20 protein-coding genes are annotated in these 21,398 nt (G+C 64.8%); 13 read left to right on the forward strand and 7 right to left on the reverse strand.

Annotation, left to right across the window (positions count from 1 at the left end):
• The first annotated feature begins 46 nt into the window (after positions 1–46).
• The 3 genes from trpS to FJ988_RS02035 all read left to right on the forward strand — a co-directional run bounded on the left by trpS (position 47) and on the right by FJ988_RS02035 (position 2,595).
• On the forward strand, positions 47–1,114 hold the full coding sequence (trpS, locus tag FJ988_RS02025; RefSeq protein WP_140815070.1) for a tryptophan--tRNA ligase: 1,068 nt from the start codon (positions 47–49) through the stop codon (positions 1,112–1,114).
• 140 nt (positions 1,115–1,254) lie between these two features.
• A complete protein-coding gene (locus FJ988_RS02030; protein WP_140815071.1) occupies positions 1,255–1,746 on the forward strand; it encodes a universal stress protein in 492 nt (163 codons plus the stop codon).
• A gap of 279 nt (positions 1,747–2,025) precedes the next feature.
• Positions 2,026–2,595: a NifU family protein gene (locus FJ988_RS02035; RefSeq protein ID WP_140815072.1), complete on the forward strand. Its 570-nt coding sequence runs from the start codon at positions 2,026–2,028 to the stop codon at positions 2,593–2,595.
• Between the two features lie 308 nt (positions 2,596–2,903).
• Here the strand turns inward: FJ988_RS02035 and FJ988_RS02040 are convergent, their stop codons facing one another.
• The gene (locus FJ988_RS02040) at positions 2,904–3,521 is read right to left on the reverse strand and encodes a L,D-transpeptidase (protein ID WP_140815073.1); all 618 of its coding nucleotides are present in this window, start codon (positions 3,519–3,521) and stop codon (positions 2,904–2,906) included.
• Between the two features lie 227 nt (positions 3,522–3,748).
• Between FJ988_RS02040 and cueR the strand changes: the two genes are divergently transcribed.
• The gene (gene cueR / locus FJ988_RS02045) at positions 3,749–4,138 is read left to right on the forward strand and encodes a Cu(I)-responsive transcriptional regulator (protein WP_140815074.1); all 390 of its coding nucleotides are present in this window, start codon (positions 3,749–3,751) and stop codon (positions 4,136–4,138) included.
• Between the two features lie 12 nt (positions 4,139–4,150).
• On the opposite strand, the gene FJ988_RS02050 is transcribed toward cueR, so the two are convergent.
• Positions 4,151–4,621: a nucleoside deaminase gene (locus FJ988_RS02050; protein ID WP_140815075.1), complete on the reverse strand. Its 471-nt coding sequence runs from the start codon at positions 4,619–4,621 to the stop codon at positions 4,151–4,153.
• 148 nt (positions 4,622–4,769) lie between these two features.
• On the opposite strand from FJ988_RS02050, the gene FJ988_RS02055 reads away from it, so the two are divergent.
• Positions 4,770–5,270, forward strand: coding sequence for an MmcB family DNA repair protein (locus tag FJ988_RS02055; RefSeq protein WP_181183390.1), 501 nt, complete (start codon positions 4,770–4,772; stop codon positions 5,268–5,270).
• A gap of 228 nt (positions 5,271–5,498) precedes the next feature.
• Here the strand turns inward: FJ988_RS02055 and nhaA are convergent, their stop codons facing one another.
• The 5 genes from nhaA to FJ988_RS02080 form a co-directional block, all read right to left on the reverse strand.
• Positions 5,499–6,689, reverse strand: a complete 1,191-nt coding sequence (nhaA, locus tag FJ988_RS02060) for a Na+/H+ antiporter NhaA (protein ID WP_140815077.1) — start codon at positions 6,687–6,689, stop codon at positions 5,499–5,501.
• Between the two features lie 345 nt (positions 6,690–7,034).
• Complete coding sequence (locus FJ988_RS02065; protein WP_140815078.1) at positions 7,035–7,598, reverse strand: ActR/PrrA/RegA family redox response regulator transcription factor; 564 nt, start codon at positions 7,596–7,598, stop codon at positions 7,035–7,037.
• Positions 7,599–7,805: 207 nt separating this feature from the next.
• Positions 7,806–9,131, reverse strand: coding sequence for an ActS/PrrB/RegB family redox-sensitive histidine kinase (locus FJ988_RS02070; protein WP_140815079.1), 1,326 nt, complete (start codon positions 9,129–9,131; stop codon positions 7,806–7,808).
• Positions 9,132–9,499: 368 nt separating this feature from the next.
• Positions 9,500–11,962, reverse strand: coding sequence for an ATP-dependent helicase HrpB (gene hrpB / locus FJ988_RS02075; RefSeq protein ID WP_140815080.1), 2,463 nt, complete (start codon positions 11,960–11,962; stop codon positions 9,500–9,502).
• Between the two features lie 45 nt (positions 11,963–12,007).
• Positions 12,008–12,898, reverse strand: coding sequence for a DMT family transporter (locus FJ988_RS02080; protein WP_140815081.1), 891 nt, complete (start codon positions 12,896–12,898; stop codon positions 12,008–12,010).
• A 23-nt stretch (positions 12,899–12,921) separates the two neighbouring features.
• Between FJ988_RS02080 and FJ988_RS02085 the strand changes: the two genes are divergently transcribed.
• The 8 genes from FJ988_RS02085 (at position 12,922) to FJ988_RS02120 (ending at position 21,398) form a co-directional block, all read left to right on the forward strand.
• Positions 12,922–13,614: a PIG-L deacetylase family protein gene (locus FJ988_RS02085; RefSeq protein ID WP_140815082.1), complete on the forward strand. Its 693-nt coding sequence runs from the start codon at positions 12,922–12,924 to the stop codon at positions 13,612–13,614.
• Between the two features lie 257 nt (positions 13,615–13,871).
• Positions 13,872–15,203 (forward strand): ABC transporter substrate-binding protein, encoded by a 1,332-nt coding sequence (locus FJ988_RS02090; protein WP_140815083.1) that lies wholly within the window; start codon positions 13,872–13,874, stop codon positions 15,201–15,203.
• 106 nt (positions 15,204–15,309) lie between these two features.
• Positions 15,310–16,257, forward strand: a complete 948-nt coding sequence (locus FJ988_RS02095) for a carbohydrate ABC transporter permease (protein WP_140815084.1) — start codon at positions 15,310–15,312, stop codon at positions 16,255–16,257.
• Positions 16,254–17,204 carry a carbohydrate ABC transporter permease gene (locus tag FJ988_RS02100; RefSeq protein ID WP_112096868.1) on the forward strand — a complete coding sequence of 317 codons (951 nt, stop codon included), beginning with the start codon at positions 16,254–16,256 and terminating at the stop codon, positions 17,202–17,204. Before FJ988_RS02095 ends, FJ988_RS02100 begins: the two co-directional genes overlap by 4 nt.
• Before the next feature lie 190 nt (positions 17,205–17,394).
• A complete protein-coding gene (locus FJ988_RS02105; protein ID WP_140702469.1) occupies positions 17,395–17,598 on the forward strand; it encodes a hypothetical protein in 204 nt (67 codons plus the stop codon).
• 2 nt (positions 17,599–17,600) lie between these two features.
• On the forward strand, positions 17,601–18,707 hold the full coding sequence (locus FJ988_RS02110; protein WP_140815085.1) for an ABC transporter ATP-binding protein: 1,107 nt from the start codon (positions 17,601–17,603) through the stop codon (positions 18,705–18,707).
• A complete protein-coding gene (locus FJ988_RS02115; RefSeq protein WP_140815086.1) occupies positions 18,700–19,713 on the forward strand; it encodes an ABC transporter ATP-binding protein in 1,014 nt (337 codons plus the stop codon). Before FJ988_RS02110 ends, FJ988_RS02115 begins: the two co-directional genes overlap by 8 nt.
• A gap of 47 nt (positions 19,714–19,760) precedes the next feature.
• Complete coding sequence (locus tag FJ988_RS02120; protein ID WP_140815087.1) at positions 19,761–21,398, forward strand: dihydroxyacetone kinase subunit DhaK; 1,638 nt, start codon at positions 19,761–19,763, stop codon at positions 21,396–21,398.

Genomic DNA, 21,398 nt, shown 5'->3' on the forward strand with positions numbered 1-21,398 from the left:
ACTTTCGCCGCGTGCGAAACGGCCCTCCACAAGCCATGAGGAACTCATGTCCGCCTTCAAGCCACTCGTCTTTTCGGGCGTCCAGCCGACCGGCAATCTGCATCTCGGCAACTATCTCGGCGCCATCAAGAAATTCGTCGCGCTTCAAGCACAGTCCGACTGCATCTATTGCGTCGTCGACCTGCATTCGCTGACGGCGCAACTGGTCCATCAGGATCTCGGCGACCAGACGCGCTCGATCACCGCGGCGTTCCTGGCCTCCGGCATCGACCCGAAGAAGCACATCGTCTTCAACCAGTCGCGGGTCATCCAGCATGCCGAGCTCGCCTGGATCTTCAACTGCGTGGCGCGCATCGGCTGGATGTACCGGATGACGCAGTTCAAGGACAAGGCCGGCAAGGACCGCGAGAACGCCTCGCTCGGCCTGCTCGCCTATCCGAGCCTGATGGCCGCCGACATCCTGCTCTACCGCGCTACCCACGTGCCGGTGGGCGAGGACCAGAAGCAGCATCTGGAGCTGACCCGCGACATCGCGCAGAAGTTCAACAACGACTTCTCCGAGAAGATCGCCGCGCTCGGCGTCGGCGTCGAGATGCAGGTCGGCGAGGAGACCGTGAACGGCTATTTCCCGATCACCGAGCCGGTGATCGGCGGCCCGGCCGCGCGCATCATGAGCCTGCGCGACGGCTCGAAGAAGATGTCGAAGTCGGATCCGTCGGATCTGTCGCGCATCAATTTGACCGACGACGCCGACACGATCTCGAAGAAGATCCGCAAGGCCAAGACCGATCCGGAAGCCTTGCCGAGCGAGATCGACGGGCTGGCAAGCCGGCCGGAAGCGGAAAACCTGGTCGGCATCTATGCCGGGCTGGCCGAAATCTCGAAGGAAGACGTGCTGAGAGAATATGGCGGCCAGCAGTTTTCCGTGTTCAAGCCGGCGCTTGCCGACCTTGCGGTGGAAAAGCTCGCGCCGATCGCTTCCGAGATGCGCCGCATCGAGGGCGATCGCGCCTATGTCGACGCCGTGCTCAAGGATGGCGGCGACCGCGCGCGCGCCATTGCCGAGGGCACGATGAAGACGGTGCGCGACATCATCGGCCTGCTGCAGGACTGATCGCCCCCCTGCCTCGTTGACTTTTCATCACCATGCCGGCCGGCACCTTGCGCCGGTCCGGAGGCATCGCCACGCCGGCGGCTTGCCGCCGGTCCGTGGCGGTGGCAGATTGCGGCCGAATTGATACCGAGCAGATAGACATGGTCTCCAAACGCCTCAGCCGCGAAGCCGGCCATCGCCGCAAGTTCCTGGCGATCATCGACGATACGCCGGAATGCGAGCGCGCCGTTGCCTACGCCTCGAAGCGGGCGGAGCACACCAGCGGCGTGCTGGTGCTGCTCTATGTCATCGAGCCGGACGATTTCCAGCACTGGCTGGGCGTCGAGAAGATAATGCGCGAGGAAGCAAACGCCACCGCGCGCGGCGCGCTCGACGGCTACGCCAACAAGGTGCGCCAGAATGTCGGCATCGAGCCGGAACTGGTGGTGCGCGAGGGCAAGCCGACCGAGGAGATCCACAAGCTGATCGAGGACGACCAGGACATCGCCATCCTGGTGCTGGCGGCCGGCGCCGGCAAGGAAGGCCCGGGACCGCTGGTCAGCGCGGTCGCCGGCCGCGGCGCCGCCTTCCCCATTCCGGTCACTGTCGTGCCGCAGAATCTGTCCGACGAGGAAATCGACAGCTTGGCTTGAGGTGTATCGATATTCCGGTGAGGCCGGTCTGCAAATGACGGCTTCCTGCGCTTCCGGTGCTCACGTACGAAAAAGTACGCTCCGCTCCGGTTCTCGAAATCCACCATTTTCGACTCGGCCTGACCGAAATCTCGATACACCTCGACGTCTGCGATAGAAGCTGTAAAAACATTCCACCCAGCCAGCCATTCAGGCGACGTGTTTCGCTTGAATGTCCAGCCGATAGAGCCTATTTAGAACTATTCCAAACTATCGGCCCCGAGGGGCCTGGAGATACCCATGTTCATCCAGACCGAATCGACGCCGAACCCGGCGACGTTGAAGTTTCTTCCCGGCAAGGAAGTGCTGCGCGAAGGCACCGCCGATTTCCGCAACGCCGATGCGGCGACTGAGGCCTCGCCGCTGGCCGGCCGGCTGTTCGAGATCCCGGGCGTCACCGGCGTCTTCTTCGGCTATGACTTCATCACCGTGACCAAGGACGGCCCCGACTGGCAGCATCTGAAGCCGGCGATCCTCGGCGCCATCATGGAGCACTTCATGTCCGGCGCCCCGGTGATGGCTTCGGCGGCTGCGGCGACGGACGCTGGCGAGACCGGCGAATTCTACGACAAGGCCGACGAGGAGCTGGTCATCACCATCAAGGAACTGCTCGACACGCGCGTGCGTCCGGCGGTCGCCCAGGATGGCGGCGACATCACCTTCCGCGGTTTCGAGAACGGCACCGTGTTCCTGCACATGAAGGGCGCCTGCGCCGGCTGCCCGTCCTCGACCGCGACGCTCAAACACGGCATCCAGAACCTGCTCCGCCACTTTGTGCCGGAAGTGCAGCAGGTCGAACAGGTCGCCTGACGCCCGTTGATAGTTCTACCCTGCTGACCATCTGGCTCGGTTTCCTGCGCTTCCGGTGCTCACGTACTTAAATGTACGCTCCGCTCCGGTTCTCGAAAACCAAACCATATGGATTCAGCAGGGCGAACTCTCAAAGGGCGTCGCGTTGCAACACGCAGCAAACCGCAAAAACAAAAAACCGGGCCCCAACAGCCCGGTTTTCTGTTTTCAGGACGTCTTGTTGTTGCCTAGACGGTCCGCCTGCGAAACTCTTTAGTTGACCATGATCTTTTCCGAAAACCGGCTTCCACTTTTCGGGATCATGGTTCTTACATAACGATGACCTTGGCCCCGACCGAGGTGCGGTCGTAGAGGTCGATAATGTCCTGGTTCATCAGCCGGATGCAGCCCGAGGACATCGCCTTGCCGATCGAGAACCATTCCGGGCTGCCATGCAGCCGGTAACCCATGTCGCCGCCCTTGTTGAACAGGTACATGGCGCGCGCGCCGAGCGGGTTCATCAAACCCGGCTCCATGCCGTTGGCGAATTTGGCAAGCTCCGGCTGGCGCTTGATCATCTCGCGCGGCGGCGTCCAGGTCGGCCATTCGCGCTTCAGCGCGATATGGGCGGTGCCATGCCACTCAAAACCCTGGCGGCCGACGCCAATGCCGTAGCGCATCGCCATGCCGTCGCCCTCGATGAAATAGAGGAACTTGTTCTGGGTATCGACGATGATTGTGCCCGGCTTTTCCGAGCTGTCGTAGCGCACTTCCTGGCGATGATACCTGGCCGGGACCTTTTCGATCGGGATGCGCGGCAGCTGATAGCCGGCGTCGGTCATCGCGCCATAGTTGTTGGTGAACAACTGACCGCCGATGGTGCTGCAGCCGCTGACCGCGGTCGACAGCGCAAGTGCGGCAAAGATTGCAAACGACTTCAAGCGCATGAATAAGTCCGACGCCCCGTCTCGATGCTGGCGGCACGAGTCGGCCGCCTTGTTGCCATCATTCATGCTGGCATTTCTTTTGCTTGCCAAGCGGACACTGCCTATATGCAAGACCTTCCCTGCCGGTAAGTCGCGAACTGCGGCATTTCGGCAACAGGCGTCACAGGATTGTGAAGCAAAATCAATGGGCCTGTCCCGAGCTGCCCTAAGGATCGTAGGAGAGCGCCATGAATGTCGGTGATGCCGCCGAGCGTTCCGGCCTGCCGGCCAAGACTATCCGCTACTATGAGGAGATCGGCCTGATCCGCCCGTCGCGGGCCGACAACGGTTATCGCGACTACTCCGGCGAGGACATCCATCGGCTCGCCTTCCTGCGCCGGGCACGCAATCTCGGCTTCTCAATCGACGATTGCAGGCAGCTGATGGCGCTCTATCAGGACCGCGGCCGCGCCAGCCACGACGTGCGCGAAATCGCCAGCGCCCATGTCAAGGCAATCGAGGAAAAGGTGCGCGAATTGCAGTCGATGCGTTCGACGCTGCAGAAGCTGATCCATGCCTGCCACGGCGACGAGCGGCCGGACTGTCCGATCCTGGATGACATGGCTGGGGTGGCGTAAGGCCGGATGGCCTCAGCGCTTCCAGAAATCGCGGTGCGGGGCGAGCATCTCGTCGGCGATTTCAGGGAACGGGCCAAAGACCTCGATCTTCTTCTGGCCGGAGGCGAAGACGGTGCGCGAAGGCAGGCTCATCGTCGGATTCTCAGCATGATCCCCGGTGAGCGCCAATAGCTCGCTCTCCTCGAAGCCGTAGACCAGCCGCCCGATATTGGCCCAATACATAGTGCCGGCGCACATCGCGCAGGGCTCGCCGGTCGTGACAAGCGTGCATTGCCATAGGAACTCCGGCTCATAGGCCGCAGCTGCGCGCCGCGCCAGTTCGGTCTCGGCATGGCGCACCGTGTCGAGATTGCCCTGCCGCATCAGCACCTTGTCGTCCGGCCCGACCAGCACGCAGCCGAACGGATGATGCCCATGCGCCGCCGCCTCGCGGGCAACGGCGTCGGCGGATCGGAGATGGGCGAGCATCTGATCACGGGTCATGGCATCCTCCACGCAAAATCCAGCCTATGAGCGGCTCCTAGCCCGAGATTGCTGCCAAGAGCCATATTTAGCAATGGCTAACACTTAGCTGAACGAAGATTGACTAATCGGGTTCAAACCGTGAACAAAGTCTGGCATGGTGCCCGCCATGCCTCTCATCTCCCCGATTCCCCTCAACCCCTTGATCGACGGCCGCCAGTCTGAGCGCGCCATGCTGGTGCGGCGCGGTGTGCAGCGGCTGCTCATGGAAATGGGCGCGCATGTGCTGCCGGAATTGTCCCTCGCCACCGGGCGCCGGGCCGATCTCGTGGCGCTGACGCGGCAGGGCGACATCTGGATCATCGAGATCAAATCCTCGATCGAGGATTTTAGGGTTGACCGCAAATGGCCCGACTACCGGCTGCATTCCGATCGTTTCTTCTTCGCCACGCATCCCGGCGTGCCTGCGGAGATTTTTCCGGAGGAATGCGGCTTCATCCTTTCCGACGGCTATGGCGCGGAGATCCTGCGCGATGCGCCGGAGCACCGCATGGCAGCGGCGACGCGCAAGGCGCTGATGCTGCGGATCGCGCGCGCAGGCGCCGCGCGGCTGCTTGCGGCGGAGTTGGCGGGCGTGGCGGTGCCGGTGCTGGATGGCGAGAGCGAGTAGCTCGGGTTCCTCGCCTCACGCAGTGGGGAGAGGTGGCCCGGCGAAGCCGGGACGGAGAGGGGCCAGCGCGGCGTTTGGAAGTTAAGCACCATTGGCTCTGCTGATCTTGCGCCTGGTCCTGCATCGGCTCTGGCTTCGCGGAGGGCGTCCCCCGCTCCGTGCCGGCTTCGCCGGGCCACCTCTCCCCCGCCTTCGCGGGGGCGAGGAAATGCGCGTTGCGGGCAGCGCCTACTCCGCTTCTTCCTCAACGCCGCCAGCCGCCGGCGCCATCAGCAGCACGGCGGCGCCAATCAGCGCGGCGATCAGCGATCCAGCAAGGATGCCGACCTTGACCGCGTCCTGCAGCGCCGCATCGCTGGCGAAGGCGAGCAGGCCGATGAACAGGCTCATGGTGAAGCCGATGCCGCAGAGCAGCGAAATGCCGACCATATGCATCCAGCCGGCATTGAGCGGCAGGTCGGCCAGGCCGAGCCTTATGGCCAGAGCCGAGGAGCCGAAGACGCCGACCAGCTTGCCGAGCACCAGGCCGGCGGCGACGCCCAAGGTCAGCGGCTCGACCAGGGCGGCGAAGCTCAGGCCGCCGAGCGAGACGCCGGCATTGGCGAAGCCGAAGATCGGGATGACGATGAAGGGGACGAGCTTATGCAGGCCGTGCTCCAGTCGGTGCAACGGCGAATGTTCGGTGTCATGGCTTATCCCCGGCGTGCGCTCCAGCGGGATGGTCAGCGCGAGTGCTACGCCGGCAAGGGTGGCATGCACGCCCGATTTCAGCACCAGCACCCAGAGCACGACGCCCAGGACGAGGTATGGGACGAGGTTCATCACCCGCATGCGGTTGAGCACGATCAGCACGGCGATGACGGCAAAGGCCGCCGCCAGATAGGCGAGCGACAGGCCGGTCGTGTAGAACAGCGCGATGATGATGACGGCGCCGAGATCGTCGATGATGGCCAAGGCGGTGAGGAAGACTTTCAGCGAGGCCGGCACGCGGTTGCCGAGCAGCGACAAGACGCCGAGCGCAAAGGCGATGTCGGTGGCGGTGGGGATCGCCCAGCCGGAGAGTGCTGCCGGATTGCCGCGGTTGATGGCGACATAGATCAGCGCCGGAAAAATCATGCCGCCCGCGGCGGCGATGCCGGGCAGCACGCGGCGCGGCCAGGTGGAGAGCTGGCCGTCCAGCACCTCGCGCTTGATCTCCAGCCCGACCAGCAGGAAGAACACCGCCATCAGCCCGTCATTGATCCAGTGCGAGACGCTGAGCGGCCCGAGATAGGCATGGAGCACGGCGAAATAGGTGCCCGCCAGCGGCGAATTGGCGACGATCAAAGCCAGAGCGGCCGCCACCATCAGGATGATGCCGCCGGCCGCCTCGCCGTCGAGGAATTCGCGCAGGATCGATTTCGGGCGCTGGTCTTGCATGTGCTCTCCGTTGCCTGGTTTCTCGGCCGGCATTCTCGCGATGATGCGCAATGCTCTATGGCTGGGCAAGAGTCACAATTTGCGAAGGCCGGCGCCGCCCCTCATCTGCCTGCCGGCATCTTCTCCCCGTGAACGGGGAGAAGGGGGCTGTCGCGCAGGATTTCGCCAATATCCAGCGTTTGCGGATAGGAGCCGGCGTTGCCACCAGCCCCTTCTCCCCGTCACTATACGGGGAGAAGTGCCCGGCAGGGCGATGAGGGGCAGCGCCGACTTCGGCGGTTGGCGTCTTCACTACAAGCCGGCTTAAGGCAGGCCCGAGGCGCATAACGCCGCGCTCAGCGATGCTTACCGCGGCGCCCGCTTGGCCAGTATCCGCTGCAGCGTGCGGCGATGCATGTTCAGCCGGCGCGCCGTCTCGGAGACGTTGCGGTCGCACATTTCGTAGACGCGCTGGATATGCTCCCAGCGGACACGGTCGGCCGACATCGGGTTTTCCGGCGGAGCGGCGCGTTCGCCCGAGGTGCGGGTCAGCGCGGCAAACACGTCGTCGGCGTCGGCCGGCTTGGACAGATAGTCGACGGCGCCGAGCTTCACGGCCGTCACCGCGGTGGCGATGTTGCCGTAGCCGGTCAGGATGATGGCGCGGGCGTCGTCGCGCTTTTCGCGGATGGCGGCGACGACGTCGAGGCCGTTGCCGTCGCCCAGCCGCATGTCGACCACCGCATAGGCCGGCGGATGGGCGCGCGCCTTGGCGACCGCCTCTTCCACGCTCTCGGCCGTCTCGACGACAAAGCCCCTCGTTTCCATGGCCCGGGCGAGCCGGGTGAGGAAAGGCTTGTCGTCCTCGACGATGAGCAGCGAGGTGTCCTCGCCCTCAACCATTGCCCCAGTCGTTTCGTCTGCGCTCATCTATCGGCATCCTGCTGACCAAAGCACTTCGCTACGAAACGAATTCTAGCGAACGCACCTTAAGTCCTTGTTTCCGGGCATGTCGTTTCCCAAAAAAGCTGCACGATTTCGGATGATATGCCTCACTTTTACGCAGATACAGTCCTGTGGCGGCAATGTCCAATTTTTACAGCCGGCAACAGAGCTGCCATGCAGTGATTGCAAGGGTTACGCATTGTCGAACATGGTGGCCGAAGCTTGATCCGGGTTGAGAAAGAGACCGCGCGGCCAGGAAATGTTCACCACCGCGCCTTCGCCGAGTCCGCTCGAATTGCGGAAATCGATGGTGGCGCCGGAGCGCTCGAGCAAGGTCTTGGCGATGAACAGGCCGAGCCCGAGGCCGCCGCCGGCCTCGGTGCCCTGGCGCGTCGACATATAGGGCTCGCCGATGCGGTCGATGATCTCGGGCGGAAAGCCCGGACCGTCGTCGGTGATGGAGAAGGTGACTTCCTCATTGTCCCAGGTCCAGCTCACGGTGACGGTCTTCTTGGCGAAATCGACGGCGTTCTCGACCAGATTGCCGAGTCCATAGATGACGCCGGGGCTGCGCTGGCCGACCGGCTCCGGGCCGATGCGCTCGCCAGGCCGCAGCCGGATCGAGATGCCGAAATCGCGATGCGGCGCCGTCACCTCCTCGACCAGCGAGGTGAGCGGCAGGCGCGACAGATGCGCCTCGCCCTCCGAGGACAGGCTGGTCAACCGCTTCAGGATCTCGCGGCAACGCTCGCTCTGCGAGCGCAGGAGCTTGACGTCCTCGCCATATTTCGGATCCTTGCCGAGCGCCTTTTCCATTTCCTTGGCGACGACGGTGATGGTGGCCAAAGGCGTGCCGAGTTCATGCGCGGCGGCGGCCGCCAGACCGTCCAGCGCCGAGAGATGCTGCTCGCGCTGCAGCACCAGTTCGGTGGCGGCAAGCGCATTGGCGAGCAGACGCGCTTCGGCGGCGACACGGAAGGCATAGATGGCGGTAAAGGCGATCGAGGCAAAGACCGCCATCCACATGCCGGCGACATAGATGAAGGGCATCTCCAAAGGCGAGCCTTCATACCAGGGCAGCGGCTCGTGGAAGAAGACGAGCAGCGTGGCGGCGATCATCACCAGCGCGCCCAGGATAGCGGTGAGGCGCAGCGGCAGCGACGCCGCCGAGATGACGACCGGCACGGACAGAAGCACAGAGAAAGGATTGGTCAGGCCGCCGGTCATGTAGAGCAGGCCGGTGAGCTGAATGCCGTCGAAGGTCAGGATCGCAAAAGCAGAGAGCGGCGTCAGTCGGTGGGCCGCCGGATAGCGGAAGGTCAGCCACAGATTCATCCAGGCCGAGCAGGCGATCAGGGCGAAGCATACCGACACCGGCAGCGGGAATTTCAGGCCATAGGCGACGACCAGCACCGCCAGGCTCTGACCGACGATGGCGAGCCAGCGCAGGCGGATCAGCGTGTTGAGCCGCAACCGCTGGCTTTGCTGGGAATCGGGCGCGTGCAGGATGTTGATCATCGACTTACGATTATAACCGCGGGAGGGTAAGCGCTAGTAGGGCTGTAGGGGCGGCTTGACCGGTTGGCGGCCGGTGTTTCATCGCTTGGTGATTGGCCGAGGCCCCCGCGATTTCGTCATCCACGGGCGGAGCGACGCGAAGCGGAGCGCAGACCCGAGGATCCATTCCGTTACCTTGACCGTAGAATGCAGCTGGGCAGAATTCTGAACCGTTGCAACGCCTTAGCGTCACGGCATGGATCCTCGGGTCTGCGCGCGTCGCTTCGCTCCTTGCTCCGCCCGTGGATGACGACGTGGTAGGGCGTTTTGCGCCAATCGCCAACCTACATTGCACACTAACGCGAATGGCCCGCCGAAGCGGCACGATCCTACGTCCCACGCGGCTTGGCGCGGCTGGTGGCTGCGGCGTGCAGCGGGTTTTCCGGCCAGACATGCCTGGGATAGCGGCCGCGCATGTCGGTGCGCACATCCGCCCAGGAGCCGCGCCAGAAGCCGGGCAGGTCGCGGGTGGTTTGGATCGGGCGGTGCGCCGGCGAAAGCAACTCCAGCGTCAGCGGCACCGTCCCATTGGCGATGGAGGGGTGACGATCGAGGCCGAACAGCTCCTGCACGCGGATCGCCAGCACCGGCCACTCGCCGTCATAGCGGATCGGCACGTGGCTGCCGGATGGGGCGTCGAAATGGGTCGGCGCCAGCGCGTCGACATTGCGCTGCAAGTCGTGCGGGACCAGCGAAAGCAGCGCCGCCGAGAGCGTGCCCGGTTTGATGGCGGCGAAAGAGGCGTCGCCGGCAAGAAACGGCACGAGCCAGTCGTCGAGGCGATCGATGAGAGCGGTATCCGAGACATCCGGCCAGGGTTCGCCGAGGCCGCGATGCAGCCAGCCGAGCCGCTGCCGCAACGTCTCGGCTTCCTTTCCCCAGTCGATCAGCGACAGGCCGTGCTCGCGCAGGGCGTCCGTTATGGCCCGATCGGCATCGGCGCCTGAAGGCGCGGGCAGCATGCGCTCGGCGAGCGTGACGGCTCCAAGCCGGGCGGTCTCGCGCACACGAACGGCGCGGCGCTCGCGGTCGAAGCTGGTCTCGCGCCTGGTCTCGATGCGGTCGGCAAGCGCGGCGCGGATGTCGGCCTCGTCGACCGGAGTAGCGGCGGTGATGCGGGCATTCTGCGCCTTGCCCTGCAGGTCGGCGACGACCAGCCAGGTCTCGCCGGCCAGCGGATCGGCAGCGTCGACCATGGCGCCAGAGCCATTGGCGAGCACGAAGCGACCGCGCTCGCCGCGCGCCCTCGCGACGCGGTCCGGCCAGGCATGGATTAGGAGCGCGCCGGCAGAGGCCGCCTCGCCGCCCTGCCCATCGCCGGCCTGCCTGGCCAAACGTTCGGCGAGCTGGCGGGCGGCGTTGGCGCGCGGCGATTTCTCGCCGCGAAAGCGGATCAACCGTCGCTCCAGATCGGCGCTGTCGCCTCCCAATCCGCGCTCGGTCAAAAGCACGGCGAGCGTCGCCGCTTCGAACGCATGCCCGCCCTTCGCGGCCTCGGCCACCATATGCGCGAGCCGCACCGGCAAAGCGAGCTTGCGCATGGCGGCGCCCGCTTCCGTCAACCGGCCGGCATCATCGATGGCATGCAGCGCCTCGAGCAACGCGCGCGCCTCGTTGAGCGCCGGCGTCGGCGGTGGATCGAGGAAGGACAGGCTCGACGGATCGGCGACGCCGAAGGCTGCGCAGTCGAGCAGCAGGCCGGAGAGGTCGGCCTCGAGGATTTCCGGCGGGGTGAAGGCAGGGAGCGCGGCGGTCTGCTCAGCGCGCCACAGGCGGGTGGCGACGCCTGGTTGCGTGCGCCCGGCGCGGCCGGCGCGCTGGTCGGCCGAGGCCCTGCTGACGCGCACGGTTTCCAGCCGAGTCAGGCCGCTCGCCGGCTCATAGCGCGGCAGGCGCGACAGGCCGGAATCGATGACGACGCGCACGCCGTCGATGGTGATCGAGGTCTCGGCGATCGACGTCGCCAGCACCACCTTGCGGCGGCCGTCCGGCGCCGGCCTGATCGCCTGGTCCTGCGCCCGGTTGTCGAGCTGGCCGTAGAGCGGGACGATGTCGGTATCCGCGCCGACATTGCCTTGAAGCCTTTCGGCGGTGCGTTCGATCTCGCGTTGCCCGGGCAGGAAGGCGAGCACGCTGCCGGGCTCCGCCGCGAGCGCCGAACGGACAGCCTTGGCCATCGCATCCTCGATCGCCACGCCGGCCGGCCGTTCGTCGTAGCGGATCTCGACCGGAAAGGCGCGGCCCTCGCTTTCGATCACCGGCGCCCCGGCCAGAAGTCTTGCCACGCGCGCGCCGTCGAGCGTCGCCGACATGACCAGCAGGCGCAGATCGGGCCTGAGCGCGCCCTGCACATCGAGCGCCAGCGCCAGGCCGAAATCGCCGTCGAGCGAGCGCTCGTGGAATTCGTCGAAAATCACCGCCGAGACGCCCGGCAGTTCCGGATCGTCGAGGATCATGCGCGAGAGGACGCCTTCGGTGACGACCAGGATTTTCGTCCGCGCCGAGGTGCGGTTTTCCATGCGCATGGCATAGCCGACCGTGTCGCCGGGCTCCTCGCCGAGCAATTCGGCCATGCGGCGGGCGGCGGCGCGAGCGGCCAGCCGGCGCGGTTCGAGCAGCACGATCCGGCCCTGCCCCAGCCAGGGCGCGTCGAGCAGCGCCAGCGGCACCAGCGTCGTCTTGCCGGCGCCGGGCGGGGCCACCAGCACGGTGCTGCTGCGCTGGGCAAGTGCCTCGCCCAAAGCCGGCAGCACGGCGGTAACCGGAAGTTCCGGCAGGGATTTCGTCGTCATCGCGCCCGCATATCAGCGGTCGCAGCCGCTATGCAACGTGCCTATTCAAAGCCTTGTGCGCGAAAACGGGTTCCAGCGCACGGTGCCCAGCCTCACCTCCTCGCGCACCATGGTCAGCAAGCCGGAGCCGCCGACCACCGCCAAGCCGACCAATGACAGCCAGTCGGGATATTCCTTGAAGAACAGCGCGCCGAGGATGACCGCCCAGACGATCTGCGAATAATGCGTCGGGGCGATGCGGTTGGCCGGCGCGTATTTGACCGCAAGCAGCTGCAGCAGCTGACCGCCGGCGGTGAACATCCCGGCCAGCATCAGCCAGACCAATTGCCCGAGGCCGGGAAGCGTGAAGGAGGTTGCGGCGGCACCCACCCCATTGAAGACCAGGCCATAGCCGACCAGCGCGCCGAGGATCGTCGTGCGCTTCTCCTGCTGGGCGAGCGAGCGCATCAGGACGACGCTGGTGGCGGCAAGGAAAGCATTGGCGAAGGCGGCGAGATGGCCGAGATGCAGTTCGCGAAAGCCCGGACGCACCACCAGCATGACGCCGACAAAGCCGGCGACCACGGCCAGCCAGCGCCAGGGACCGACCCGCTCCTTCAGGACGATCGTCGACAGGATGGTGACCAGCAGCGGCGCCAGGAAGATCAGCGCATAAACTTCCGCCAGCGGAATGGTGGTGAAGGCAAAGACACTGAGCACGCCTGACGCGATGCCGGCCAAGGCGCGCGCTTGGACCGCCCAAGGCCGTTTGGTGCGCCAGGCGTCGCGCCAACGCTCGTCGCTCGGCTTGGTGAAGAACAAAAAGCAGCCGGCAAACAATGTCGAGAAAAAGCCGATCTCGAAGACGGTGAACTGCCCGCCCAGGCTCTTGATGACGGCGTCGCTGAACGAATAGCTTGCATAGGCGATCAGGGCGAGCAGGATTCCGTTCGGCACAGTTCCATTCCGGGAGAGCAGACTTGAAGGTATTGGCGCTGGGGGCACATCCCGACGACATCGAGATATTCATGTTCGGTACGCTTGCCGCCTATGCGGCGCTAGGCGCAGAGCTGACTTTTGCGATAGCCACGGATGGCGCCAAGGGCGGCAAGGGCGATCCGGTGGCGCTCGCCAGGACGCGGCGCCAGGAAGCGAGCGCGGCGGCGAGCCTGCTCGGCGTCGAGCCGCGTTTCCTCGACTTCCCCGACGGCGAACTGATTGCCGACGCGGCGCTGATTTCGGCGTTGAAGGCGTTGATCGGCGAGGTGAAGCCCGACCTTGTCATCACCCACGCGCCCTATGACTATCATGGCGACCATCGCGCTTTGTCCGACGGGGTGCGTATCGCGGCGTCCTTCGCAGTGCCGGTGCTGCATGCCGACACGCTCGGCGGCACCGGTTTTTCGCCAACGCATTATGTCGAGATCTCGCCTCACTGGGATATCAAGGCGCAAGCGATCCGCGCGCATCGCTCGCAAGGCCCGGAGCACTATGTCGAAAGAGCGCGCCTCCAGAACGAGTTTCGCGCAGGCCAATGCAATGGCGTGTCCGGCGCGCTGGCCGAGGCCTTCCGCTTCGAGCCGACCTTCCCCTTCGCCGACATACGCGCGCTGCTGCCGCCGGCGCCGCCGGTTCGGCCGGTGATGGCGAGCCCGGTCAGCAAAGACAACTGACGGGCTGTCCGGACGAGGCCTCCGGCGGTCATTTCCCAACGAATTCAATGACCCGTTTCGCCATGCTGCGGCGCAGCAACGAATTCGCTTGCCTTGTTTAGTAAAAATTGCATCACTAAACAAATTACTAAACATCACCGGCGCACTGCGCGCGATGGCGACGCGACAGCGCGCCTTGTTCAACCCCTCGGAGGAGCGAGGGTTAGAGGGCTCTTGAAACCGTCATCCGGACGCGTTTCGCAAATGGGAGGTAAGGCATGAAATCGACCTTGAAACTGGCGTTGGGACTGGCCTCGGCGATCTTTGCGTCGACAGCCGTCTCGAACGTCGCGCATGCGGAAGACCTGACGCTGTGCTGGGCGGCCTGGGATCCGGCCAACGCGCTCGTGGAACTGTCCAAGGACTTCACCAAGGAAACCGGCATCGGCATGAAGTTCGAGTTCGTGCCGTGGACCAACTACGCCGACCGCTTCCTCAACGAGCTCAACTCGCACGGCAAGCTCTGCGACCTGATCATCGGCGACAGCCAGTGGATCGGCGGCGCGGCCGAGAACGGCCATTACGTCAAGCTGAACGACTTCTTCGACAAGGAGAAGATCAGCATGGATGACTTCGTGCCGGCGACCGTGGTCGGCTATTCGGAATGGCCGAAGAACACGCCCAACTACTGGGCGCTACCGGCGATGGGCGACGTCGTCGGCTGGACCTACCGCAAGGACTGGTTCTCCAGGCCCGAGCTGCAGAAGGAATTCAAGGACAAGTATGGCTGGGATCTCGGCCCGCCGCAGACCTTCGACCAGTTGAAGCAGGTCGCCGAGTTCTTCCAGAAGCGGCAGATCGACGGCAAGACTGTCTATGGCGCCTCGATCTATACCGAGCGCGGCTCGGAAGGCATCACCATGGGCGCCATGGACGTGCTCTACAGCTATGGCTTCCAGTATGAGAACCCGAAGAAGCCCTATGAGATGGAAGGCTACGTCAACTCCGAGAAATCGGTGAAGGGGCTGGAATTCTACAAGGCGCTCTATGATTGCTGCACGCCGCCCGGCGCTTCCAACAGCTATATGGGCGAAGGCGTCGACGCCTTCAAATCCGGCCAGGTGGCCATGCATATGAACTTCGCCTTCACCTGGCCCGGCCTGCAGAAGGACGAGAATGTCGGCGGCGACAAGATCGGCTATTTCGTCAATCCGAAGGGTCCCGACGGCGACCAGTTCGCGCAGCTCGGCGGCCAGGGCATTTCGGTGGTGTCCTATTCCGACAAGCAGGAATCTGCGCTGAAATACATCAAGTGGTTCGCCAACAAGGACGTGCAGGCCAAGTGGTGGTCGCTCGGCGGCTATTCCTGCCTGAACGCCGTGGTCAAGGATCCGAAGTTCCCGGCCAGCCAGCCCTATGCGCAGACCTTCCTCGACTCCATGGCGATCGTGAAGGACTTCTGGGCCGAGCCGAGCTACGCGCCGCTGCTGCAGGCGTCGCAGAAGCGCTTCCACGACTATGTCGTCGCCGGCCAGGGCTCAGCCAAGGATGCGCTCGACGGCCTGGTCAAGGACTGGACGCAGGTCTTCCAGGACGACGGCAAGATGTAAGGCTCCTCCCGAGCCCGACCCGAGCGTCCCGTGCCGCCCTTGGCACGGGACGCAGTTCAGATAAATTCCATTGTCGAGACTTGACGTGACCGAAGCAGGACTAACCATGCTCAATCGGACTGCGGACAACGTTGCCCGGGCGACACCGGAGCCGTTGGCCAAGAAGATCCGGGGCATAAGCGACAAGGGCCTTGCCTGGCTCTTCATCTCGCCGACGATCCTTCTGTTGCTCGCCATCAACATCTTCCCGCTGTTCTGGGCGATCTATCTTTCCTTCACCAACTACCGCGCCAACCGGCCGAACGAGGTGGTGAAGAACCTCGGCTTCGCCAACTACCAGCGCATCCTCGGCGACCAGGACATCTGGATCGCCATGCAGACGACCGCGCATTTCGTGTTCTGGACGATCCTGCTGCAGACGGTGATCGGCTTCACGCTGGCCTGGCTGATCGATCGCAAGTTTCGCGGCCACGCCTTCTGGACCACCATCATCCTGGTGCCGATGATGCTGTCGCCGGCGGTGGTCGGCAATTTCTGGCGCTTTCTCTACGAGCCGCAGATCGGGCTCTTCTCCTACGTCATCTCCTTCGTCACCGGCATTCCGCCGACGAATGTGCAGATGCTGTCCAATGTCGAGCTGGCGCCATGGTCGATCATCATCGTCGATACCTGGATGTGGACGCCCTACGTGATGCTGATCTGCCTCGCCGGCCTGCGTTCGATCCCGGAATACATCTATGAGGCGGCCGAGGTCGACCGCGCCTCCAACTGGCGGCAATTCTGGTCGATCACGCTGCCGATGGCGCTGCCCTTCATCATGCTGGCGGTGCTGTTTCGCGGCATCGAGAACTTCAAGATGTTCGACATGGTCAACCTGCTTACCGGCGGCGGGCCTGGCTCGACCACCGAGGTCGCCTCGATCACGCTGAAGCGGCAGGCCTTCGAGAGCTGGCGCACCGGCTATTCCTCGGCCTTCGCCATCATCCTGTTCGTCGCGGTGTTCGGCTTGGCCAACATCTACGTCAAGGCGCTCAACAAGGTGAAGCAGAGATGAGCCTGACCACCGCCCATTCCGTCGTCGCACCTTCGGCAAACTCGAAGCGGATCGCCGGCGTCATCATCGTCGCCTATGCGCTGATCTCGATCGTGCCGCTTCTGTGGATCTTCGCCACCAGCTTCAAGACGCCGCCGGATTCGATCGCCTATCCGCCCAAGATCGTCTTCCAGCCGAGCATCGAGGGTTATTGCAACCTGTTCACGACCCGGACCCGGCAGACGCCGGAATACATCAACTCGCTCGGCCCGGCGACCGGCTTTTGCGACGAGACGGTGCGCAAGCGCAATATGGTGATCGCCGGGCCGTCGAACTTCCTGCCGCGCTTCGTCAACTCGCTGATCATCGCCTTCGGCTCGACCTTCTGCGCGGTGTTTCTCGGCACGCTGTCGGCCTATGGCTTCTCGCGCTTCAAGGTACCGCTGGCCGACGATCTTCTGTTCTTCATCCTGTCGACGCGCTTCATGCCGCCGATCGCGGTGGCGATCCCAATCTACTTGATGTACCGCGAGCTCGGCCTTTCCGACACCGCGCTCGGCATGATCCTGCTCTATACGGCGGTCAACGTCTCGCTCGCGGTCTGGCTGCTCAAGGGATTCATCGACGAGATCCCACGCGAGTACGAAGAGGCCGCGATGATCGACGGCTATACGCGGCTCCAGGCCTTCTGGCGCACCGTGTTGCCGCAAGCGACGACCGGCATCGCGGCGACGGCGATCTTCTGCTTGATCTTTGCCTGGAACGAATATGCGTTCGCAGCACTTCTCACCTCCGGCACGGCGCAGACCGCGCCGCCCTTCATCCCGACCATCATTGGCGAAGGCGGCCAGGACTGGCCGGCAGTGGCGGCGGGCACGACAATCTTCCTGGTGCCGATCCTGGTCTTCACCATCCTGCTCCGCAAGCAATTGCTGCGCGGCATCACCTTCGGCGCGGTGCGCAAATGATGAACGGTCAGCAAGTATGGAACCAGCGGTGGCGCAGCGTCCCTTCTCCCCGTTCACGGGGAGAAGATGCCGGCAGGCAGATGAGGGGCAGCGCCGACATCTGCCTTAATCGGGGGCGTTTGCGCCGCCCCTCATCCGACCCTTCGGGCCACCTTCTCCCCGTAAACGGGGAGAAGGAAGGGGGTGCCGCATGAGCCGCACTGTTGTCTCCAAGCGCTCTTCCTGGCCGCGCTGGGCAAGGCGTGGCCTGATGGAAAACATCGCCACCGCGATCATCGCCATCGGCTTCCTGATGTTGTTCCAGCCCTTCGCGCTGTCGCTCTACACCTATTCCTTCATCACCATGCTCGCCGGCACGGTCATGTTCATCATCGTCTCGAAATTCCCGGAATAAATATGGCCGAGATCCGAGTTCAGAACCTGAGGAAGGCCTTCGGCGCATTCGTCGCCGTGCAGGACTCCAACTTCGTCGTCGAGGACGGCGAATTCTTCGTCATGCTGGGGCCCTCCGGCTGCGGCAAGACGACGACGCTGCGCATGATCGCCGGGCTCGAACTGCCGACCGGCGGCCAGATCCTGCTCGGCGGCGAGGACGTCACAATGCGCCGGGCGCGCGAGCGCGACATCGCGTTCGTGTTTCAGCTGTTCGCGCTCTATCCGCATATGAACGTGCGCAAAAACATCGGCTTCCCGCTGCTGGCGCAGGGCATGGCATCGGCCGAGATCCGCAGCCGCGTCGAGGAGACCGCGAGGCTCTTGCGTATCGACCACCTGCTCGACAAATCGGTCTCCGGCCTTGCCGGCGGCGACCGCCAGCGCGTCGCGCTCGGCCGCGCCATCGTGCGGCGGCCGAAATGCTTCCTCATGGACGAGCCGCTCGGCACGCTCGACACCGAGTTCCGCGATCTGATGGTCCACGAACTGCGCGAACTGCACAACCGCATCCACGCCACGACGGTCTACGTCACGCACGACCAGATGGAAGCGATGTCGATGGCCGACAAGATAGCGGTGATGAACCACGGCGTCATCGAGCAGTTCGGCACGCCGCGCGAGATCTACGACCGCCCGGCGACGATGTTCGTCGCCGATTTCATCGGCTCGCCGCCGATGAATTTCCTGCGCTTCGGCGGCGGGCTCGCCAAAGGCGCGAAGGAGATCGTCGTGCAGGGCGCTAAAGTGTCGGTGCCGGAAGTGCGCGAGGATATCGCGCCGGCCGACATGGCGCTGGGTATCCGGCCCGAGCACATCCGCTTCGACGACGCCTCGAAGCTGCGCGGCGCGATCTACGGCACCGAATATCTCGGCACCACGCAGATCGTCGCGGTGGAGACCGCTGACGGCATCATCAAGGCGCGGGTGCCGGCCGGCATCCCGCTCAACCCCGGCGAACAGGTCGGGCTGGCGCTGAGCAGCGCGCGGCTGTCGCTGTTCGAAAAGAGTTCCGGGCGCGCGGTCAGGACCGCCATGTATGATCAGGCAGCGGAGGCGCGCCATGGCTGATGTCCATATCCAGGGCGTGACCAAGAGTTTTGGCGACACCGTCGCGGTCGACGATCTCGACCTCGCGATCAAGGACGGCGAATTCGTCGTGCTGCTCGGCCCGACCGGCGCCGGCAAGACGACGACGCTCAGGCTGATCGCCGGGCTGGAGCGGCCGGACAGGGGCACGATCCATATCGGCGGCCATGACGCGACGACGCTGTCGCCGGCCGAACGCGACACCGCCTTCGTCTTCCAGCAATATTCGCTCTATCCGCATCTTTCGGTGTTCGACAACCTCGCCTTTCCGCTGCGCTCGCCGGCGCGGCGGTTTCCGGAAGAGGCGGTGCGCCGCCGCGTCGAGGAAGTGGCGCGCATGGTGCGCATCGACCACAAGCTCGACAACCGCTCGACCAAACTGTCGGGCGGCGAGATGCAGCGTGTCGCCATCGGCCGGGCGCTGGTGCGCAAGCCGGCGATCTATCTGATGGACGAGCCGCTGTCGTCGCTCGACGCCAAGCTGCGCGCCGATCTCAGGCTCGAATTGAAGCGCATCCAGTCCGAGCTCGGCGCCACCATGCTCTATGTCACGCATGATCAGATCGAGGCGATGACGATGGCCGACCGGATTGGCATCCTCGCCGACGGCGTGCTGGTGCAGATCGGCACGCCGCGGACGATCTATTCCGAGCCGGCAAACCTGCATGTCGCGGCTCGCCTTGGCCAGCCGGCGATCAATCTTCTGCCGGCGGGGCTCCTGCCCGACGGCGGCGCGCCGGCCGGCACGACGACGATCGGCGCCCGCACCGAACATCTGGCGATCGAGAAGGCGGCGAACGGCCATGCCGACGGCGTCGTCGACTGGGTCGAGCATCTCGGCGACCAGAACCACCTGCATGTGACGGTGGGAGCGAAGAAGCTGGTGACGCTGACCGATCCCGACACGCTGCTCGGCAAGGGCGACAGAGTGACGATCCGCTATCGCTCGCCGCTTTATTTTGGCCCGGATGGGCAAAGATTGATGTAACCGCCGCGGATTTGCACTGTTTGACGAGCACGGACTGGACGATATCCATGAAGCACTTTTTCAACCGCAAAGAGACGATCGTCACCGAAGCGCTGGACGGCTTCCTGGCCACGGCGGGATCGGGCACGCTGGCGCGGCTCGACGGCTATCCCGAGATCAAGGTCGTGCTGCGCGCCGATTGGGACAAGACCAAGGTCGCCGTCGTTTCGGGCGGCGGCGCCGGGCATGAGCCTTCGCATGCCGGCTTCGTCGGCGCCGGCATGCTGACGGCGGCCGTCTCCGGCGAGATCTTCGCTTCGCCGAGCGTCGAGGCGGTGCTGGCGGCGATCCGTGCGACGACCGGTGCGGCCGGCTGCCTGCTGATCGTCAAGAACTACACCGGCGACCGGCTCAATTTCGGCCTTGCCGCCGAGAAGGCGCGCGCCGAAGGTCTTGCGGTCGAGATGGTGATCGTCGGCGACGACATCGCCCTGCCTGACATCGCGCAGCCGCGCGGCGTTGCCGGTACGCTGTTCGTGCACAAGATCGCCGGCTACCTTTCCGAAACCGGCCAGGATCTGACCTCGGTCGCGGCGGCGGCGCGCGCGGCGGCGAAGGATATTTTCTCGCTCGGCATCTCGCTCTCGTCTTGCTCGATCCCCGGACAGGCGCATGAGGACCGCTTCGGCGCGAATGACGGCGAGCTCGGCCTCGGCATCCACGGCGAGCCCGGCGTCGAGCGCATCGCGTTGCAGAGCGCGGGCGCGCTGGTCGGCATCATGGCGGAGCGCCTCGCCGCGCGGCTCGATCCCGGCAGCCGCTACGCCTTGCTGATCAACAATCTCGGTTCGGTGCCGCCGGTCGAAATGTCGCTGATCGCCAATGCGGTGTTGTCCTCCTCGCTCGCCAAGGCGGTGACGCTGACAATCGGTCCCGGACATCTGATGACCGCGCTCAACATGAACGGCTTTTCCCTGTCACTGATCAGGCTCGACCCGGCACGCGAAGCGGCGCTGCTGGCGCCCGTCGGCCCGCATGCCTGGCTGCCGGCGAAGCCGGTGCGCGCGCCGGTTGTCGTGGCGATGGCCAAGCCCGCCGGCCGTGAAGCGAAGGCGGCCAGCCGCGATGCGGCCGCCGAGCGGCTGATCACCGCCGTCTGCCAAAAACTGATCGCGCTGGAAGAGCCGCTCAACACGCTCGACGCCAAGGCCGGCGACGGCGATACCGGCTCGACCGTGGCGACGGGCGCGCGCAGCGTGCTTGAGCGCATCGATACGCTGCCGCTTGCCGAAAAGGCCGCAACGCTTGCCGCGATCGGCGAGACGCTGGGCACTTCGATGGGCGGGTCCAGCGGCGTGCTGTTGTCGATCTTCTTCACCGCCGCCTCGCAGTCGCTCGGCGCCGGCGCATCGCTGAGCAAAGCCCTGCTCGCCGGGCTCGACCGGATGACTTTCTACGGCGGCGCCAAGGTCGGCGACCGCACCATGGTCGATGCGCTGGAACCGGCGCTCAAAGCCCTCGATGTGAGCGGGCTGGAGGCGGCGGCCAGGGCGGCGCGGCAGGGGGCCGACTCGACAACCGCGATGCAAAAGGCGAAAGCTGGACGCTCGGCCTATATCGGCCGGCAGCTCGACGTAGCGGATCCCGGCGCCTTTGCGGTCGCCGAAGTCTTCGCGGCCGTGGCGGCGCTGTTCGCCCCGGCTTGA

Source organism: Mesorhizobium sp. CU3 (assembly GCF_006442965.1).
Classification (GTDB): domain Bacteria; phylum Pseudomonadota; class Alphaproteobacteria; order Rhizobiales; family Rhizobiaceae; genus Mesorhizobium.

Coding starts and splice junctions, on each gene's coding strand:
- trpS (WP_140815070.1), top strand. CDS start 47: ATGTCCGCCTTCAAGCCACTCGTCTTTTCGGGCGTCCAGCCGACCGGC.
- FJ988_RS02030 (WP_140815071.1), top strand. CDS start 1,255: ATGGTCTCCAAACGCCTCAGCCGCGAAGCCGGCCATCGCCGCAAGTTC.
- FJ988_RS02035 (WP_140815072.1), top strand. CDS start 2,026: ATGTTCATCCAGACCGAATCGACGCCGAACCCGGCGACGTTGAAGTTT.
- FJ988_RS02040 (WP_140815073.1), bottom strand. CDS start 3,521: ATGCGCTTGAAGTCGTTTGCAATCTTTGCCGCACTTGCGCTGTCGACC.
- cueR (WP_140815074.1), top strand. CDS start 3,749: ATGAATGTCGGTGATGCCGCCGAGCGTTCCGGCCTGCCGGCCAAGACT.
- FJ988_RS02050 (WP_140815075.1), bottom strand. CDS start 4,621: ATGACCCGTGATCAGATGCTCGCCCATCTCCGATCCGCCGACGCCGTT.
- FJ988_RS02055 (WP_181183390.1), top strand. CDS start 4,770: ATGCCTCTCATCTCCCCGATTCCCCTCAACCCCTTGATCGACGGCCGC.
- nhaA (WP_140815077.1), bottom strand. CDS start 6,689: ATGCAAGACCAGCGCCCGAAATCGATCCTGCGCGAATTCCTCGACGGC.
- FJ988_RS02065 (WP_140815078.1), bottom strand. CDS start 7,598: ATGAGCGCAGACGAAACGACTGGGGCAATGGTTGAGGGCGAGGACACC.
- FJ988_RS02070 (WP_140815079.1), bottom strand. CDS start 9,131: ATGATCAACATCCTGCACGCGCCCGATTCCCAGCAAAGCCAGCGGTTG.
- hrpB (WP_140815080.1), bottom strand. CDS start 11,962: ATGACGACGAAATCCCTGCCGGAACTTCCGGTTACCGCCGTGCTGCCG.
- FJ988_RS02090 (WP_140815083.1), top strand. CDS start 13,872: ATGAAATCGACCTTGAAACTGGCGTTGGGACTGGCCTCGGCGATCTTT.
- FJ988_RS02095 (WP_140815084.1), top strand. CDS start 15,310: ATGCTCAATCGGACTGCGGACAACGTTGCCCGGGCGACACCGGAGCCG.
- FJ988_RS02100 (WP_112096868.1), top strand. CDS start 16,254: ATGAGCCTGACCACCGCCCATTCCGTCGTCGCACCTTCGGCAAACTCG.
- FJ988_RS02105 (WP_140702469.1), top strand. CDS start 17,395: ATGAGCCGCACTGTTGTCTCCAAGCGCTCTTCCTGGCCGCGCTGGGCA.
- FJ988_RS02110 (WP_140815085.1), top strand. CDS start 17,601: ATGGCCGAGATCCGAGTTCAGAACCTGAGGAAGGCCTTCGGCGCATTC.
- FJ988_RS02115 (WP_140815086.1), top strand. CDS start 18,700: ATGGCTGATGTCCATATCCAGGGCGTGACCAAGAGTTTTGGCGACACC.
- FJ988_RS02120 (WP_140815087.1), top strand. CDS start 19,761: ATGAAGCACTTTTTCAACCGCAAAGAGACGATCGTCACCGAAGCGCTG.